Here is a 16,888-nt window from a genome sequence, read left to right on the forward strand (position 1 = left end):
TTTATAAATGCTAATCTGAATCCGGGAATATAAAGGCACTTTAGAAAAATGCAATTAGCTTTTAAACGAAGTGCTGCTACTCGCCACAGGAGGGCGCAACTGCCCGTTTCAGTCAATTGTAATCCTATGTTATGAAAAGCTGCTGAAAAGCAAAATCAGCTGACCACGTGCACCGTACTCACCCCACCCGGCTTTTTGGTCACCACAATCTGAGTACTGATTCGCTCTTTCAGTGCCTCCACGTGCGAGATGATACCGATCGTTTTGCCGGCGGCATGCAGGTTGTCCAGTGTGGTGATGGCAGCCTCCAGCGTGTCTGCATCAAGCGTGCCAAAGCCCTCGTCGATGAAGAGCGAGTTGATCTGGGTCCGGCGACCGGCCAGGTCAGAAAGGCCAAGGGCCAATGCGAGGCTTACCAGGAAGCTTTCGCCCCCGGACAGGGTGTTCATCGGTCGCACTGCCTCTGCCTGGTAGGTGTCCACGATCTGCAAAGCCAGGTCCTCGTCCGGTGACTTGAGGATACGGTAGCGGTCGTTGAGCTTGAGCAGGTGCCGGTTGGCCAGCTCTACAAGGCGGGCCAGCGTGAGTCCCTGCGCAAAGCGGCTGAACCTGGAGCCATCGGCGGAGCCAATGAGGTCAGCCAGTTGACTCCAGCGGTGGCATACCTGCTGCTGTGTTTTCAGTTGCTCGGCCAGCTCTCTGTTCTTTTCGCGCTGTTGGGTGTCCTGCTCCAAGATTTGCTGGTGCCGTGCCCGTTGCGAGATCAGCTCCCGCTGCTGAGTAGTTTTCTGTTGCTGCTGTTCTTGCAAGGGTTCTATACCTTCGTCAGTCAGCTGTTTTTGCTGAAGCTGCTCCAATTCCTGCTGCACGTCGCTCAGACTTTTGCGGAGCTCGGTCAGTTGCTTTTCGGTCTGTGCCTTTTGGTTGGCCAGGCGGTCGGCTTCGTCACGGTGCAGCAGCATCTGGCTCAGCGCTTCGATCGTTTCAATGCCTTTCTGGTGCAGCACGTGCAATAAACCCTGTCGCAGTTCCTCCAACACCGAACTGTTCTGCTGGTGTTTTTGGTGACATTCGGTCTGGCGGGTACGTGCTTCCTGCAGCTCCTGCTGTTTCTGCAGTTGGCTGCGGCGTGCCTCTTCCGCCTGCCTGGCCCTGGCGCTCAGCTCCTCGTTCGCCAGTCTGCGCTCTTTGTCCGGGTCTTTGTCGCCAAACAAGGTATAGCGCTCACCCTTAAGTTTGGTCAGCTGTTCGTGCTCTTCCTTCAGGTGTTGTTTGCGCTCTTCCAGCTCTTTAAGCTTCTGCGTTTCGTTTGTCCTGAGGTTCTTTACCAACTGCTGCAATTCGATGTATCGTTCACGCATACCCTCCAGTGCCTGCTGCTTCTGGGTATAGGAAATTGCCTGCTGCTCTAATGTTTGTAAGAGAATATGACGTTCCTCTGCTTTGTAAACTAAGCCAAAAGTGGCTGCAAAGGATTCGGCCGTTTCGGTGTGCGCCTGTTGTTGCTCCTGCTCATCGGCCAAGTTTGCCTGCAGTTTCTGGAGCTGTGTGCTGAGGAGTTTGTCAGAGGCCTGCAGCTGGTTCAATGCCGACTGGGACTGTACCTGTGTTTCGCGAACTTGTTGCAGCTGCTGGTTTATACCTTCCAACTCACGGCTCAGCGCCCGGGCCTGCGCCAGTTGCTGCTGCAATGCCGTAGCGGTTTCCTGCTGGGTATGCAGCAGCTGCGCTAATTGGTCTAAGTTGTCTATACTTAGCTCCTGTGCTATACCTTCGGCCACTTGCGCAAAGGTATGGCATAGGCGCTGAACTTCTGTTTCAGCCTCATTTCTAGATGTTTGCTCCAACTGCTGCTTTTGTTCGAGCGAGCTGAGTTGTACCTGTAGCTGCTGCAGGCTTCTCTCCAACTCTTTTACCAGTTCCTGCTGCTTATCACGCTTCTGCACTTCCTCGGGCAGGTCAAAGGTATAGCCGTCCTCAGCGAAAGGGTGGTGAGTGGAGCCACACAAGGGGCATGGCTCGTCCTGTGCCAAGGTATGGCGGGCTTCCTCGTACTGCTGAATCTGCTGCTGTAGCTGCACGAGTTTCTGGAGTGCCTGCAGGTGCTCGCTTGCCTGGCTATACCTGTTTTTATGCTCCTGAAGGGTGTTGTCTGCTGACTTGTACTGCTGCTGTAACTGTATCAGTTGCTCGTTGCTGACGTGTAGTTTTTGCTGCTGCAAGGCATGCTGCTGCGCCAGTTCATGCAGACGCTCAAAGCGGGCCAGCAAAGCAGGCTGCGACTGCGCAGACTGCTCCAGTTCTTCCATGCTTTTGGAGGCCAGTATACCTTGCAGGGTGCTTAACTTTTCTCCTTTCTGCTGCTGCAGCTGATCGTGTAAGGCCTGCTGTTTTGTTTGCTGTTCCTGCAGCTCGGTCAGTTGCCTGGTTTCCTTAGTTTGTTGCTGGCTTAGTTCCTGCTGTTCCTGCTGGTTGCGCCGGATGCGCTGCTCTACCTCCTGCAGGTCGCGCAGCGTAGCTTTGAACTCAGGCAGATGCTCTTTCAGGTCCTGCAGTCTGGCATTCTGCTCCAACCAGTTCTTTATACCTGTCGCCTCCTGGGTGAGCTTTTCCAGTTCAGCTTGCTTGGCCTGCAGTAGAGCCTGCTCCTGTTGCAGTTGCTGCTCAAAAGTGACATAGCTATTTTTATTCTTGGTGTAAGCATCACGAATGCTGTTGAGCTGATGGTCAAGCCGAACTACCTGCATCAGGACAGGGTCCAGTTTCTGAATCGCATCCTCCTGTTGCTCAAACGCTTTGGTGGCTTCTATCGCGAGTTTTCCGGCTGCCTCGAGTTCGGTCTCCAGTGCAGGCACCCGTTTTTGCAGGGTCTGCAGCTGCTCCTGCGTTTCGAGTACCTTGCTGTTAGTACTACGGATCTCGGCTAGTTCACCCACAAACTGATGGGCCTGCTGGTGCTGCTCGAGCTTTACAAAGTCGGGTTGCAGCTGCTGGAGTTTCTGTTCTTGCACCTCAAGGGCTTGCTGGTGCTGGTGCTGACGTGTTTGCAATTGCGCCACCTGCTGCAGCCACTGCACCTTGGCCTGCAGCGTAATCAGATCTTGCTGCAGTATAGCTTCCTGTGTCGACAGCTCTTGTATGCTGGCTTCATAGGCTGCACGCTGCTCTTCTGGCAATAGCTGCGTGTGCTGGAGCAGTTGCTCCAGGCTTTCGTATTTCAGTCGTTCCTGCTTGGCCTTTTCAAACGCGAACTTCGAAATGTCGGAATAAATGCCGGTATCGGTGATTTTTTCCAATAGGCTGCTGCGCTCGTTTGGGTTTGCCTTGAGGAAGCGGGCAAAATCTCCCTGTGACAGCATGACGGAACGCAGAAACTGGCTGTAGTCAAGTCCGCAGATCTCAGCCACCATAGCAGGCACTTCGCTCGGTTTCAGGTCCAGCAGTTCGTCTTTGTCGAAGTCGTACAGCTCCATGTGCACGGGCCGTATCTTGCCATCTGCCTTGCCACGGCTGCGACGCAGGTGCCACTTGGAGCGGTATACCTTGCCAGCAGCCTCAAACTCCACCTCCGAATAGCACTCCGCCGTGTGACGTGTCATCAGCTCCAGCGGACGCTCATTGCTGTGCCGGTGCGCCAGTCCGTAAAGTCCCACCGTAATCGCATCCAGAATGGTCGTCTTGCCAGCCCCAGTCGGACCGGTAATGGCAAACAGCCCCGCATCAGCCAGCGGACTCTGGTCGAAACGGATCTCGTGCTCACCTTTGAGTGAGTTGAGGTTCAGGAAGCGGACGGCGAGGATTTTCATGGGCTAAAAGCTTGAGCTTGTTTCGGGATAATGGTACTGCTTTCTTATCTAAAATACCAGACTTAGTTTTCGCTTTAAAAGAAGCCTTTTATTATTTCTGATCTTCCTTATCAGACTCAGAAATTGTTTATCATCTAATAAACTAGACTGGTATCGGTATATCCTGTAATCTGTGGTTATTATTTTTAAAGAGGTTTCCTGCTTTGGCAATAACTGGGAAGAAACGGCATCAATTTCAGATAGATGAAATGCTCTTTTCCTCCAAGGATAAAAAGCATTTTTTACAAGTAGGAAATTATCCGAAATCATGAAATAATGATTTTGCCAGACTAGTGCGAAGTAGAAAATACTGCAAATCAGGAATAGTAAACCAAATTTTGCTAATGGATTATCAGCCCAAGTTATACCACCAAATAACAGTGTTAAAAGACAAAACAAAATGACAATGATATAGCACCAATTATTGAAAGACTTGAGTGGAGAATTCTTGAAGGTGGTGAATTCTTCTAAATCGTACCTCTGATGAATAGTTGTTTTAGATGAAACAGAGATGTTAAATACACTTTTTTCGCCCCTAAGATATTTATCAAGTTCATTAAGACAAACCCTTAATTTGCTCCCATTGCTATAATGCTCAACAAACAGCTTGTACTCTACTCCATTTTTCAATTTGATAGAGCTTACCTCAGCGTAAGTATAGGGTACTATAAACAAGAAAAAACTATTGCTGTAACTATGAATCTGTATTGAATCAATTTCTATAGTCCTGATGACTTGATTTCCAATTTTAATGACTTCTGCGTTGATTCTGATTTTTGGTGACTTAATCCAATAGAAGTAAATAGAGTAGATAACAAAGGCCAGAACTATGGCAGGAAATACAAGAGTAAATCCAAGATCATCAATCGCTCTACCAGCATGCAAGTTTTTGACTAGCTTGAGTAACCCAATACCTGCAACAAAAAGTAGTGGAGCAAGCACTAGTGATAACAGAAATAATTTATAGTTAAACCGGGTGCTGAACTCTTTATTCATCGCAATAGTATCCTTCTGATTCATTCAATGAGTGAGAAACTAAAAACATTTTGACTCACCATTTCATATGCGACAGCCTTGCATACAAGCTCTGAAATGGTTAATGCTGTGGAGAATTTTAATTTAGAAGTTCTCCTCCTGCCGCATCAGCTCCAGCAACTCTGAGAAAGTAGACTGCAACTCGGTGTGGTCACTCTCCGGAAAGGCACTTTCGCAGCGCTTCAGGAATACTTCTTTTTCGCTCAAGGTATGGAGGTCTACTTCTTCGCGCACTTCCTGCTCCAGGGTTTTGCGGACTGTCTTGATGAGGGGCGGACGGTGGATCAGAAGTTGCAACTCGTCACTTTTCAGTTGCAGCGCTTCTTCCAGCTGCTGATTCAGGTCAGGTATAGGGGCATCTAACTCAACCTGCAGTTCAGCCCAGGCCGGTAGGGTATAGCTGCTGTTATCGTAGACTGCAATTTTCTGTTTTACTTCTTCCAACGATCCTTTAAAGCGTACCAACTTACGGCACACAGGTATAGCGATCTCCTTCAGGTCAGTGAGCTGCCCGTTTTCAAAGTCCAGCACATAGACTACTTTCTTATCCGTCACTTCACTGAAGCTGAGCGGAATAGGGGAGCCGGAGTAGCGGATGTGGTGCGCCTTGTTGACCTGCTGCGGACGGTGCAGGTGACCGAGTGCCACGTAGTCGAACTCTTTCGGGAACTGGTCGGCACCTATCTGACCGAGGTTACCCACGTGAATCTCCTTTTCGCTATCAGATGCGGAGCCGCCGGCGGCAAACAAATGACCCATGGCTACCACGGGTATACCTTGATCTTTGTAAGGATGCACGTGCGGTACAAAGGCAGCGTAGTGGGCAGCTATACCTTGCTTGATGCGCTGTTCGCGCTCTTCGTAACTCTCACCGGGCACGGATAGGCGCACGTCGCGGTCACGCAGGAAAGGCACGGCACAAACCACCAACTCCAATTGCCCATTTTCGTCGCGCAATTCAATCAGTTCATCCAGCAGGTCGGCAGTAGCGCCGCCTATCACTTTTATGTTAAAGCAGTCGAGGAGTTCTTTGGGTGCATTGAGCGTAGAAACAGAATCATGGTTGCCACCCGTGATGATGATATGGCGGCAGCAGGTTGCGCATACCCTGGTCAGAAAGTTGTAGTACTGGCGCAGGGCTGTGTTGGAGGGGACACCCGTGTCAAACACATCGCCGGCCATCAGGAGTACCTCAACCTCTTCGGATTCAATGGTTTGCAGGAGCCAGTCCAGGAAATGCTGGTGTTCTTCGGTTCGTTCGAGGTTAACGAGTCGCTGGCCGAGGTGCCAGTCTGAAGTATGTAGTACGCGCATATCCCTATTCCTTTCTCCTTTGCACCACAAGTTACATTAAGGTATACCTATACTGCAAGTTTGTGATATAATTTTTTCCGGATCAGGTATAGCGGTTTTGCTATATAAAACCGGTTTAGCAAATGCAGAGAAAGTAGAGCAATCTGGCAGCCAATGGAAGTAAGTAATATAAAGCGGGTCAATCCCGGATACTGAAAGAGAGGGTGGTACGAAGGAATGACAGTAAGTTGGCAGACCAAAATTCAGGAATTAGGTATAACTGAAGCTGCCTTATTCGTTGATCCAGGCCAGTGCGTCCTTCTGGCTAGAGAAGTTCTTGAATAAAAACTGGTTGATGTTCTGGGCCTCTGCACGGGTGGCAACAGCTTCGAGGGCCAACTTGGCGAACAGGCTGCTTGGCAGCACTCTGGCCAATTTTTGAAGCTGGGTTTGAGAAAGCAGTTCGTAGAAGGTGGTGGACATCCACTCTTTTGTGGGAGCATCCAGCATGGTCAGACGCTCGGCATTGGCCACTGCTCTGGTGATCCCTGTATCGCGAAGGGTTTCATAAAGTTTAGTGCCTCCCGCGATCATTTCGTCCTTGTTCACAGCCCGTTGCCATTCTGCCAGCAACAGATTATTCTCCCTATCAATCTCTATCTTATAGAAATCAGAAGAATATAATGTCTGGAATGGAAATGGTTTTAGCAGCATTGAGTCAGATAAATCATGTAAAGATACGCATAAATGCTAGCTGACGTTCATGCTGCTGTACCAAATACATAAAATAATTACTCTTTTACCGGCAGGCCGGCGGCTTTCAGGTCCGAATAACCCCCTATGTTATAGACGTTCTTAAATCCGGCTTCTTCCATGAGTTTGGCTGCTTTCCCGCTGCGGTTGCCACTGGCACAGTACAGGTAGTAGGTTTTGTCCTTGTCCCAGGTCTGCATCTCCTTTCCAAACTCCCCGCTCAGGAAGTCGGCGTGCTGCGTTTTCTGGAGGTGTCCTGCCTCAAACTCAGCAGGAGTGCGCACATCAACCAGCATAACTTCTTGGTTGTCGATCTTTTCATGGTGGCTTTTATATTCTGTGGCAGAAATTGTCTTGACTTTGCCATCGCTCTGTTGTGGGCTGGTGCAGCTCATCAGACTGGTAGCTAATAGGGTTATTAAGAATAGTTTCATAAGGATAACGGATTAACCTGTGTTATAATAAACGAAAGTGAGCATTTTTTGGTACTCCTACACATTCGGTTTCCAAATCAGGGAGTAATTATATGAAAATATTTTCATATCTGAATACTGGGCTTACTGTGTGGACTTGCAGCCTTTGATGCACGCTATGATATTGGAAATGCTGGAGTCGGTGAGAAAGTAGAACACATTTTTGCCCTGTCGGCGGGTTTCCACCAATCCTTTGTCGCGCATATTGGTGAGGTGATGCGAGAGTAAAGACTGTTCAATTTTCAGCACTTCCTGTAGCTGGCTTACGGTGAGCTGGTCTTGCTGCTCCAGTAGGTCAATGATGCTGATGCGCACCGGGTGGGCCACGCATTTAAGCACATAGGCGGTTCGCTCCAGCTTCTTTTTGTCTACCCTTACTTTCAGGTCGGTCATGCAGGTATAAATAATAGGTAATTGGAATACATGATCATTTATTCATGTATAGAATTTAATACAATTTTAATCCGCTTTAGGTTCCGGCTCTAAAACAGAAAAAGCCGGCACAGGGCCGGCTTTTTCATAGCACAAAATAGAACGTGTCAGTATTAGTTAGCGTGTACGCTGCCGCCCGCGAAGGAGCTCACATCCACACCCAATCCCTGCGCTATACCCAGTCCAAGACCGATGTCGGCGCGGAAGAAGTGACACAGCTGACGGTTTATAATCTCTGCCCGCTTCGGTCCGTCTATACCTTGCATGGCTCCCACGATGTTGCTGATGGTGTTTTGCTTTTCCTCCGGCGTCATCAAACGGAACAGGTCACCCGGTTGCGTATAATGATCGTTCTCGCCTTCTGCGTTGCGGTCGTACCAGTCGGCCACCACATTGGTGCCTAAGTTCTGGGCCGGCTCCTTGTAACTTTCGTCCGCCTTGATGTTGTCGAAAGAGTTCGGGAAGTAGTTTGGAGCGCTGCCGCCATTGCCGTCCACACGCATGGCACCGTCGCGCTGGTAGTTATTCACCGCAAACGGACAACGGTTCACCGGAATCTGCTCGTAGTTAGCCCCGATGCGATAGCGGTGCGCGTCCGGGTACGACAGAATGCGGCCCTGTAGCATGCGGTCAGGCGAGAAGCCAATGCCGTCCACGAGGTGAGCCGGTGCGAAAGCGGCCTGCTCTACGTGTGCAAAATAGTTATCCGGATTTTCGTTCAGTTCCAGCACACCCACATCGATCAGTGGATAGTCCTTCTGAGACCATACCTTGGTCAGGTCAAACGGATTCCACTTGTAGGTAGCGGCTTCCGCCTCCGGCATGATCTGCACTTTAAGCGCCCAGCGCGGGAAGTCGCCGCGGTCAATTGATTCCACCAGGTCACGCTGCGCCTGATCTGGGTCCTGACCTTTCATGACAGTGGCCTCGGAGTCAGTGAAGTTCTGGATGCCCTGCAGTGTCTTGAAGTGGAATTTCACGAAGAAGCGCTCGTTCTCCTTGTTGATGAACGAGAAGGTGTGGCTGCCGAAACCGTGCATGTGGCGGTAGGAAGCCGGTGTGCCACGGTCGCTCATCAGGATCACCACCTGGTGCAGACTCTCCGGGTTCAGTGACCAGAAGTCCCACATCATGGTCGCACTTTTGGTGTTGGTGCGTGGGTCACGCTTCTGTGTATGGATAAAATCGGGGAATTTCTTCGGATCTTTGATGAAAAACACGGGTGTGTTGTTACCTACCAGGTCCCAGTTACCGTCTTCGGTATAGAATTTCACAGCAAAGCCACGCGGGTCACGCTCCGAGTCGGCACTGCCTTTCTCTCCGCCCACTGTGGAGAAGCGCAGGAACACGCGTGTCTCTTTGCCGATCTCGCTGAACAGCTTGGCTTTGGTGTATCTGGTGATGTCGTGGGTAACGGTGAAGGTACCGTAGGCACCGGAGCCTTTGGCATGTACGACACGTTCTGGTGTACGCTCGCGGTTGAAGTGCGCCAGTTTCTCGTGCAGGATGAAATCTTCGAGCAGGATCGGGCCACGTGGACCGGCTGTCATGCTGTTTTCGTGCTCGTAATAAGGTTTGCCAGAGGCAGTGGTCAGTTTCTGATATGGATTCTCGTTGCTCATATAGGTAAGGGTTTTTGAGATTTCTGCTGAATTGATGCCTCAAAAGTATAGCCCTATTCTATATAGTTCAAATCGATTAATTTTATGATGTGATAGATTATGTTTATGAAATGGGTTTGTTAGCCTAAACTGTAGATAATTGCCAGCGACGAAGTAGAAATAATCAGCCACAGGATCACTCCTTGCCAGAAGGGTTTTGGACTAATGGCTCTTAAAGCGCTCAAACTGATGTTGGCACCTATCAAAAAGAGACTGAGCAGTAACCCTTTCTTTGCCAGCATAACGATGGAAGGAGAAACGATCTCCATGGCAGGTATAAACGTGCTGATCACGGATGCCAGCACAAAAAGCAGAATGAATGTCGGGATGCTCAGCTTCTTTTTCCCGTCCTTGAACATCAGGCTCGAGATCAGGACCAGCGGGACGATCCACAGCGCCCGGGTTAGTTTGAGGGTGGTGGCAATCTGCAAAGCTTCGTCGCCGAAGCGGGTAGCGGCACCTACCACCGAACTGGTGTCGTGAATGGCGATGGCCGCCCAGATGCCGAACTGCTCCTGCGACAACCCAAGTGCCTGCCCGATGGGTGGGAACACGAAAAGCGCAACGGCATTCAATACGAAAACAATACCCAAGGCTACGGAAATCTCCTGATCGTTGGCCTTAATAGCCGGTGCCACCGCCGCAATGGCGCTGCCGCCACAGATGGCCGTGCCCGATGAAACCAGGTGCGTAAGCCGGGGAGGGGTATAGAAGAGTTTGCCAAGCAGCAGTCCGATGACCATGGTAGCGGCCAGCGACGCTAAGGTATAGATAATGCCCATTAGTCCGGTTTCAGCTACCTGGTACAGGTCGATGCCGAAGCCCAATCCTACCACCGCAGCCTGCAGAAGGTAGTTTGAAATTTTTCCGGTATGCGCCTTAAACGGATTACCCAGCAGCAGACCTACCACCAAACCAGCTCCCAGCGCCATCGCCGAGTTAAGCAGCGATGTGAACAGAATCAGGAGTACAAAAGCAGCAAAGATCGTTTTCTGGAGCAGGGGAGAAGGCAGCGGGAAAAGTTTGGGCATGCTTGTAGCGGCGTTTGGCTTATCGCAGACAAATCTACGCTTCTTTCCAATTTAAGTATGTGACTTTTGTCGCATAACTAAAAAGCCTCTCCGATCATTACATAGAAATTCATGCCTTCGCGCCCATACCCGATATCTGCCCGGATGTTGAGCTTTTGCTCCGGGTTAAGGGCGTAGCGCAATCCCGAGCCGATGGAGTATTTCAAAGTAGAGAAACTGACGTCTTTCGGCTTGTCGAACACATCGCCAACACCTGCAAATGCTGCCATACCAAAGCGCCAGAACAATGGGAAGCGGTACTCCAGCTGCGTACCGGCAAAGTTGTCTTCGAGGAAGCGGTTTTTGGCGTAGCCTCTCAAAATGCGATCGCCACCGGCCATGGCCATGCGCATCACAGGTATATCACCATTGTTGAGGTTGAAGCTGGTGTTGTGTGCCAGAATGTGGTTAGGCTTCAGCTCGAAATACTTTCGGAAGTCGAGGTTGAAATTGTTGTAGCCGAAGTCCCCGCCAAAGGTGCTGCCAAAGTGGTAGCCGGACATCTCTAGGTAAGTGCCGCTGCTGGCAAAGGCTACGTTATCACGACTGTCGAGCAGAAAAATCAGTCCCAACCCGCTGTTTACTCCTCCCTGGTAACCCGGAATCCTTTGCGTGAGAAGTTGGCTCTCGCGGTCTTCGTTGATAGGGTTGAGCTGGAGATCGTAGTAATTGGCGATCTGAAAATCAGGACCCAGAAAAGTTCTTGCTCCCAGTTTCTTCAAAGCTGCCAAACGAGCGCTTACATAATCGTATTCATAGATTTCCTCGTCAGATAGGGGCGTGTCGTTGCCGATGCCATAGAAGCGGTCGGTATAAACCCGGTGGCGAAGTTCGCCTCGCAGCAGGAATTTTTCGTCACGTGTGAATATGGTCCAGTCGAGTAACTGGTCGGTTTGCTTTCGCAAGGTATAGTCGACGATCAGTCGCATCTGGGAGAGGCGGGTATAACCCTCATCTTCGCTGTTCTTCAGTTTGAAAAAACCGAGCAGCGCTGCGCCAAATCCCAGCCGGGTGTCGGGGGTATAGTAGAGAACCGGAATCGGGATCAGACCCCGGGTTTTCTCAGCTTTGGGAGGTGTGGTGTCAGGTATAGCGTCGGCCGGTTGGTCTTGTGCCAGCACACGGTTAGTCGCGCCCAATAGCAAACAAAGTCCCAGCAAGCAGCTGGCAATTGCATGTCGTTTCATAAAACCAGCAAGATATAAGGTGAAGGGCGGGTTCTGTGTTATAACAGGTATAAATCAGGACTTTGCCTGTAGAAATGTAATGAAGTTTAGGGGATTTTTGCTAGTGGTATGAGGGAATTTTTTGCCTGTTCTGTGGAGGTTTGTTGCAATTGCTGTTACAGGTATAGAGGGGTATGGCGCGAGCGTCCTCGCTTGTGTCGGGTATGGTGGGGCCTCCGGCCTAGGTATAGCCTATGCAGTTGCAGGTATAGCAACCTGAGTTGTTTCATTGCTTGCCCTGGCCGGGCGGGCTGCCGTTTCGCCTGTGCGGCGGGCACTTACTTTTTGTCTTGACACAAAAAGTAAGCAAAAAAGTCAAGACCCTCCAAACTCGCTGAACGCTCGAACAGTGGAGTGTCGGTTTGTGCACTTGGAACTGCTGCTTATTTCATTGTGAGCGTGCGAGTGAGTCTTGTTGTACCTGCCAATGGTCCGTTTAATATTTGACAAAAACTTCGAAGCTTATACCTGATATAGACAATGGCATAAGAGTCTCCTTCAAAGGGGAGCTCGGGGTGACAACCATTCACGACAACTTTGGCTATAACACTTATACCTTCACAACGGCAATGGTTAATTCCCCTCTTGAGAGGGGTAGGCCTGTATTAATCGTACATGGGAATCCAGTAAATCTTTTAATCCTGAAAATCCTGACCCTAGAATGCTTCCCCGATCATCAGGTACACATTGAACCCTTCCCGGCCGTAGCCAACGTCCACACGGGTGTTCAATTTCTGGTCAGGCCTGATCGCGTACCTCAAACCAGTGCCGATGGAGTATTTGATCGTGGACAGGCTGATGTCTTCTGGTTTGTCGAACACGTCGCCTATACCTGCGAAAGCAGCGGCTCCTAGTCGCCAGAAAAGCGGGAAGCGGTACTCTACCTGGGAGCCTACAAAGTGGTCGTCGTGGAAGCGGTTACGGGCGTAGCCTCTAAGTAACTTGTCGCCGCCGGCGGTGGCCAGGCGCTGTACCGGCACATCTCCTTCGTTTAGGCGCAGCATGGTGTTGGTGGCCAGTACGCGATCGTTGCCAAGACCGTAGTAGCGGTTAAATTCCAGGTTGAAATTGTTGTACCGGAAGTCGCTGCCAAAAGTCTTGCCGAAGTGATAGCCTGAGATCTCCAGGTAAAAACCTTTGCTCGGGTAAGCTGTGTTGTTGCGGTGGTCGATCAGAAAAATCGCGCCCAGACCTACATTGCGGCCCGTCTTGTATCCCGGTAATTGCTGGGAAAGCAGCTGACTACCCTCTTCCAGTTCCACATTATAATATTCCGTGAACTGCAAATCAGGACCCAGAAAGCTACGGAAACCCACGTTTTTGAGCACCGCTATTTTCGCGCTGATCATGTCATAGTCATACAGTTCACGATCCTCTTCTCGCGTATCGTTGCCGATGCCGTAGAAGCGGTCGGTATAGATGCGGTGCCGCAGTTCGCCGCGCAGCATCAGGCGCTCCTCTCTGGTAAAGATGTTCCAGTACAGCCATTGGTCGGTCTGCTTGTTCAGGGTGTAATCCACCACCAGTCGAGCCAAAGAAAGACGGGTATAGGTGGTGTCGGTGTAGCTGCGGAGGCGGAAGTAACCCAACAGTGAGGCTCCAAAGCCAAGACGCGTGTCCGGGGTATAATAGACCACAGGCGCGGGTATAAGCCCTTTGACGCTGCGTCGCTCCGGCTCTGGCGGATTCGGCGTTTTTTCTTCGGTGGTATGCTCCTGCGCCAGGGAAGTTATAGGTTTTAGCAGTGTGAATAAAAGCAGTGGGAGAATGAAGTATAGGTATAAGCGCATGCAGGCCTTGGTTCTATAGGAGTTCAAAATATTAGGAGTACATACGTAAAGTACTCTTTCAGGTATAAACCAGATGAGAACGGTCTTGTTTTGTTAATGTCTATACATTGAAATAGATCTATTTATAGTGATTGTGAATATTTTAACAGCTTTGCGCGTGGAATTTTAGACAGAAGATGGCTATATTGTGTGTTTAAATCTAAACTACTCAATCACCTTAATCTGACACATGAGAAAAATCTTAACCATTGCAGCCTGTCTCGCTTTGGGAGCAGCAGGTAGTGCGATGGCGCAGGAGACCTTTCCGCGCAATGGCGTGTATGATGAACGCAGCGGTCTTGTCGCGCTCACCAACGCCACCATCCACACCGATTACAAAACCAAAATCGAAAACGCTACGCTCCTGATCCGCAATGGTAAGGTAGAGGCTGTGGGCACCAAAGTGCAGGTACCAGCCGGCACCGTGGTAGTAGACGCCAAAGGCAAGCACATCTACCCGGGTCTGGTGGATATGTTCACGAGCTATGGTCTGCCAGAGGTGAAAGTGGAGCGCCGCAGCTGGATGTCGCCACCGCAGGAGGAGTCCACGAAGCAGGGAGCCTTCAATTGGAACCAGGCCATCCGTCCGGAAACCAATGCCGTGGAACTCTTCAAAGTAGACAAGAAGCAGGCGGAGGAAATGCGCAAGCTGGGCTTCGGAACCGTACTGGCCGTGCACCGCGACGGTATAGCCCGTGGTACTGCGACGCTGGTAACACTGGCTGACAAGCGTGAAAACGAAGTGATCCTGCTGGACAAGGCAGCAGCTGCACTTTCGTTTGAGAAAGGCTCTTCGCCGCAGGACTACCCGAACTCGCTGATGGGCTCTATTGCCCTGTTGCGCCAGACTTACCTCGATGCGCAGTGGAATAACCTGAACCCGGGCCGTGAGCAGAACATTTCGCTGGCCGCTTTTACGGGTGCCAACAACTATCCGCAGATATTCGAAGCCAACAGCAAACTGAACTTACTGCGTGCCGATAAGGTAGGCGATGAGTTCAGAAAGCAGTACATCATCAAAGGTGGCGGCGACGAGTACCAGATGATCAAAGAGATCAAGGCGACCAATGCCCCGATCATCGTGCCGCTTAACTTCCCGGAGGCTTACAATGTGGAAGATCCTTATGATGCCCGCCGTGTGCCGCTCGATGCTATGAAGCACTGGGAAATGGCCCCATCCAACCCGGCAGCACTGCAGAAGGCAGGTATACCGTTTGCCTTCACCACTGCCGACCTGAAAGACAAAAAAGACTTCCTGCCAAACCTGCGCAAGGCCATTGAGTACGGTCTGTCAGAAGAAGAAGCCCTGAAAGCGTTGACCGCTACTCCAGCTCAGCTCTTGAAAGCTGACAAGCACGTGGGTAGCCTCGATAAAGGCAAACTGGCTAACTTCATCATCACCAGCGGCAACCTGTTCGCCGAAGACAATGTGATACTGGAAAACTGGGTGCAGGGTAACCAATACAAGATCACAGAGGTGCCGGCTGACTATAGAGGTGTGTATACCTTGAAGATCGGGCAGCAGCCGGAGCGCAGACTGCAGATTGCAGGCACTGCTGAGAAGCCGGAGCTGAAAGTGATCGGTCAGGACACCGTAACGGGTAAGATCTCTGTTAGCGGCAACCTGATAACCCTGTCGTTCAACAAAGACAAGAAGAGCAAAGAAGCCATCCGTCTCAGCGGCTGGTATGCTGATAAGAACATGCAGGGCGAAGGCCAGTTGCCGGACGCGACGCCGGTGAAATGGAACGCGAAGTTCTCTGAAGCCATGACCGAGAAGGCAAAGAAAGACGCGGCTAAAGAAGCAAAGCAGGCACTGGAGCTTGGCAACATGATTTATCCGTTCCAGGCATTCGGTCAGGCTGAACTGCCAAAGCAGGAAACGGTGCTGATTAAAAACGCCACTGTATGGACCAGCGAGAAAGAAGGCATTCTGCAGAACACTGACGTAGTTCTGAAAAACGGCAAGATTGCGAAAGTAGGCAAGAACCTGAGCGAACCGGGCGCCCGTGTGATCGACGGCACTGGCAAGCACCTGACAGCCGGTATCATTGATGAGCACTCGCACATTGCGCTGCAGGGTGTGAACGAAGGTACGCAGGCGGTAACTGCTGAAGTACGCATGATGGACGTGGTGAACCACGAGGATCCGAACATCTACCGTCAGCTGGCTGGTGGTGTTACCACTTCACAATTGCTGCACGGCTCGGCTAACCCGATCGGTGGTCAGTCGGCTATCATCAAGCTGCGCTGGGGCAAGAGCCCGGAGGAGCTGTTTGTAGAGAATGCCGATGGCTTCATCAAATTCGCATTGGGTGAGAACGTGAAGCACTCCAACCGCGCTCCTTCGCACAATGTACGCTTCCCACAGACCCGTATGGGTGTGGAGCAGGTATACGTAGATGCTTTCCAGCGTGCGAAAGAGTACCAGCAGACCTGGACCAACTACAACAAAATGTCGAAGAAGCAGAAAGCTGCTGCCGGTGAGCCGCGTCGCGATATTGAGTTGGAGACACTGGTAGAGATCCTCAACGGCAAGCGCCATATCACCTGCCACTCTTATGTGCAGTCCGAGATCAACATGATGATCAAAGTAGCCGATCAGATGGGCTTCAAAGTGAACACGTTCACGCACATCCTGGAAGGTTATAAAGTAGCTGACAAAATGCGCGACCATGGTGCCGGCGGGTCAACTTTCGCGGACTGGTGGGCTTACAAGATGGAAGTGAAAGATGCGATTCCGCAGAACGCTGGCATCATGCACCACTTGGGCGTAACGACAGCCATCAACTCTGATGATGCTGAGATGGCCCGTCGTCTGAACCAGGAAGCTGCCAAGAGCGTGAAGTACGCTGGTGTAAGTGAAGAGGACGCCCTCAAAATGGTGACCCTGAACCCGGCCAAACTCCTGCACCTGGATGACCGCATGGGCAGCATCAAAGTAGGCAAAGACGCCGACGTGGTACTGTGGAACAACAACCCGCTGTCTATCTACGCCCGTGCCGAGAAGACTTTTGTGGACGGCATCGCTTACTATGACCTAGAGCGTGACACGCAACTGCGCACCGAACTGGAGAAAGAACGTATGCGCCTGGTGCAGAAAATGCTGCAGGCCAAAACATCCGGCGCCAGAACACAGGCCCCTCCAAGAAGCAGAGCCGCTGTGGTACACTGCGAGGACGTAGAGCACCACGAGGAAGAGGAATATTTGGCTTACTAAATTGTTAAATTGTTAAATGGCTAAATTGCTGTTTGGGGATTGTAAAAATCG

Annotated in this window: 11 protein-coding genes; 1 reads left to right on the plus strand and 10 read right to left on the minus strand. The window is 50.9% G+C overall.

The window, feature by feature from the left end; translation table 11 throughout:
- Positions 1 to 155: 155 nt before the first annotated feature.
- From Q1A54_RS11945 to Q1A54_RS11990, 10 genes are all read right to left on the minus strand, one after another.
- Positions 156 to 3,806, minus strand: coding sequence for an SbcC/MukB-like Walker B domain-containing protein (locus tag Q1A54_RS11945; protein WP_299988293.1), 3,651 nt, complete (start codon positions 3,804 to 3,806; stop codon positions 156 to 158).
- Positions 3,807 to 3,854: 48 nt separating this feature from the next.
- Positions 3,855 to 4,865 (minus strand): hypothetical protein, encoded by a 1,011-nt coding sequence (locus Q1A54_RS11950; RefSeq protein ID WP_299988295.1) that lies wholly within the window; start codon positions 4,863 to 4,865, stop codon positions 3,855 to 3,857.
- Positions 4,866 to 4,964: 99 nt separating this feature from the next.
- The gene (locus tag Q1A54_RS11955) at positions 4,965 to 6,194 is read right to left on the minus strand and encodes an exonuclease SbcCD subunit D C-terminal domain-containing protein (RefSeq protein ID WP_299988298.1); all 1,230 of its coding nucleotides are present in this window, start codon (positions 6,192 to 6,194) and stop codon (positions 4,965 to 4,967) included.
- Between the two features lie 270 nt (positions 6,195 to 6,464).
- A complete protein-coding gene (locus Q1A54_RS11960) occupies positions 6,465 to 6,887 on the minus strand; it encodes a hypothetical protein (protein WP_196115221.1) in 423 nt (140 codons plus the stop codon).
- A gap of 77 nt (positions 6,888 to 6,964) precedes the next feature.
- The gene (locus tag Q1A54_RS11965) at positions 6,965 to 7,360 is read right to left on the minus strand and encodes a rhodanese-like domain-containing protein (RefSeq protein WP_299988302.1); all 396 of its coding nucleotides are present in this window, start codon (positions 7,358 to 7,360) and stop codon (positions 6,965 to 6,967) included.
- Positions 7,361 to 7,483: 123 nt separating this feature from the next.
- Positions 7,484 to 7,792 (minus strand): metalloregulator ArsR/SmtB family transcription factor, encoded by a 309-nt coding sequence (locus tag Q1A54_RS11970; RefSeq protein WP_196115223.1) that lies wholly within the window; start codon positions 7,790 to 7,792, stop codon positions 7,484 to 7,486.
- Between the two features lie 152 nt (positions 7,793 to 7,944).
- Positions 7,945 to 9,453, minus strand: coding sequence for a catalase (locus Q1A54_RS11975; RefSeq protein ID WP_299988306.1), 1,509 nt, complete (start codon positions 9,451 to 9,453; stop codon positions 7,945 to 7,947).
- Positions 9,454 to 9,572: 119 nt separating this feature from the next.
- Positions 9,573 to 10,523 carry a putative sulfate exporter family transporter gene (locus tag Q1A54_RS11980; protein WP_299988308.1) on the minus strand — a complete coding sequence of 317 codons (951 nt, stop codon included), beginning with the start codon at positions 10,521 to 10,523 and terminating at the stop codon, positions 9,573 to 9,575.
- A gap of 77 nt (positions 10,524 to 10,600) precedes the next feature.
- Positions 10,601 to 11,749 carry a BamA/TamA family outer membrane protein gene (locus tag Q1A54_RS11985; protein WP_299988311.1) on the minus strand — a complete coding sequence of 383 codons (1,149 nt, stop codon included), beginning with the start codon at positions 11,747 to 11,749 and terminating at the stop codon, positions 10,601 to 10,603.
- Positions 11,750 to 12,444: 695 nt separating this feature from the next.
- Positions 12,445 to 13,578, minus strand: coding sequence for a BamA/TamA family outer membrane protein (locus Q1A54_RS11990; RefSeq protein WP_299988314.1), 1,134 nt, complete (start codon positions 13,576 to 13,578; stop codon positions 12,445 to 12,447).
- Between the two features lie 229 nt (positions 13,579 to 13,807).
- Between Q1A54_RS11990 and Q1A54_RS11995 the strand changes: the two genes are divergently transcribed.
- Complete coding sequence (locus Q1A54_RS11995) at positions 13,808 to 16,837, plus strand: amidohydrolase family protein (protein WP_299988317.1); 3,030 nt, start codon at positions 13,808 to 13,810, stop codon at positions 16,835 to 16,837.
- Positions 16,838 to 16,888 lie beyond the last annotated feature (51 nt).

Origin of the sequence: uncultured Pontibacter sp. (assembly GCF_947502515.1) — a bacterium.
In the GTDB taxonomy this organism is placed as follows: domain Bacteria; phylum Bacteroidota; class Bacteroidia; order Cytophagales; family Hymenobacteraceae; genus Pontibacter.

Bases quoted from the DNA above. Each gene is read 5' to 3' on its own strand.
- Q1A54_RS11945 (WP_299988293.1), bottom strand. From the start codon at position 3,806: ATGAAAATCCTCGCCGTCCGCTTCCTGAACCTCAACTCACTCAAAGGT.
- Q1A54_RS11950 (WP_299988295.1), bottom strand. From the start codon at position 4,865: ATGAATCAGAAGGATACTATTGCGATGAATAAAGAGTTCAGCACCCGG.
- Q1A54_RS11955 (WP_299988298.1), bottom strand. From the start codon at position 6,194: ATGCGCGTACTACATACTTCAGACTGGCACCTCGGCCAGCGACTCGTT.
- Q1A54_RS11960 (WP_196115221.1), bottom strand. From the start codon at position 6,887: ATGCTGCTAAAACCATTTCCATTCCAGACATTATATTCTTCTGATTTC.
- Q1A54_RS11965 (WP_299988302.1), bottom strand. From the start codon at position 7,360: ATGAAACTATTCTTAATAACCCTATTAGCTACCAGTCTGATGAGCTGC.
- Q1A54_RS11970 (WP_196115223.1), bottom strand. From the start codon at position 7,792: ATGACCGACCTGAAAGTAAGGGTAGACAAAAAGAAGCTGGAGCGAACC.
- Q1A54_RS11975 (WP_299988306.1), bottom strand. From the start codon at position 9,453: ATGAGCAACGAGAATCCATATCAGAAACTGACCACTGCCTCTGGCAAA.
- Q1A54_RS11980 (WP_299988308.1), bottom strand. From the start codon at position 10,523: ATGCCCAAACTTTTCCCGCTGCCTTCTCCCCTGCTCCAGAAAACGATC.
- Q1A54_RS11985 (WP_299988311.1), bottom strand. From the start codon at position 11,749: ATGAAACGACATGCAATTGCCAGCTGCTTGCTGGGACTTTGTTTGCTA.
- Q1A54_RS11990 (WP_299988314.1), bottom strand. From the start codon at position 13,578: ATGCGCTTATACCTATACTTCATTCTCCCACTGCTTTTATTCACACTG.
- Q1A54_RS11995 (WP_299988317.1), top strand. From the start codon at position 13,808: ATGAGAAAAATCTTAACCATTGCAGCCTGTCTCGCTTTGGGAGCAGCA.